This window comes from Rhodococcus sp. C26F (assembly GCF_053345925.1).
In genome coordinates this window covers 1-842 of record NZ_JBKFBA010000062.1, presented here as the reverse complement: position 1 = coordinate 842, position 842 = coordinate 1, and the positions used below count along the sequence as shown (strand labels likewise).

General features: G+C 67.9%; 2 protein-coding genes. One reads left to right on the top strand and one right to left on the bottom strand.

The window, feature by feature from the left end:
- Positions 1–416 (top strand): histidine phosphatase family protein (locus tag ACLBYD_RS28835; RefSeq protein WP_447819126.1); only part of this gene is annotated, 416 nt, incomplete at its 5' end.
- A gap of 134 nt (positions 417–550) precedes the next feature.
- Here the strand turns inward: ACLBYD_RS28835 and ACLBYD_RS28830 are convergent.
- Positions 551–842, bottom strand: a 292-nt coding sequence (locus ACLBYD_RS28830) for a lipase family protein (RefSeq protein WP_447819125.1), incomplete at its 5' end; no start/stop codon positions are given.

Sequence of the window (842 nt, the reverse complement as noted above, 5' to 3'; positions counted from 1 at the left end):
CCGCCGCAGCGGCGGACGCCCTCGACCTCCCGGTGACGGTGCACGACGGACTCACCGAGACGGATTTCGGCGACTGGGAGGGTCTCACCTTCGCCGAGGCCGCGCGTCGCGACCCCGAACTGCACCGGCGCTGGCTCGGCGACACCTCCGTGCGGCCCCCGAACGGCGAGAGCTTCGACGAGGTGGCCAAGCGCATCGCCTCGGTGCGCGACGACCTGCTGACCGACTACGCCGGCACGACCGTGCTGGTCGTCTCGCACGTCACGCCCATCAAGACGTTCCTGCAGATGGCGCTCGAATCGGGCCCGTCGCTGCTGTACCGCCTGCACCTGGATCTCGCGTCGCTCAGCATCGCCGAGTTCTACGCGGACGGCGGATCGTCGGTGCGGCTCGTCAACGACACCTCGCACCTGTGAACCGGTAGCGGTCGCGAAGCGAAAAGTGGCCGCGCAGACATGTCGGGGGGTTGCCTGCGCGGCCACTCATCATGTTTATCTGTCGGCCGACCGACGGTGTTACACGGTTGCCGGAAATTTTTTCCGACGGGATGTCAGGCGGTGCAGCCGGACTGGGATTCCCGGCCGGAAAATCGCTGAGCGAGCCAGTCGAGGCCTTCGACGACGGCCGGGAACATGCCGATCAGGTGGCCGGTTCCGGTCTTCGTCAGGACGGGTCCGACGTCGTAGCGGCGGTAGGTGACGTCGGCGCCGACCGAGCACCACTTGTCGACCATCGTGTCGACACCCTGGACGAGCACGAAGTCGTCGCCGGTGCTCTGCGCGACGAAGACCGGCATCGACGGGGCGCGGTTGCCGAGTTGCTGCTCGGCGACCAGCGACGCC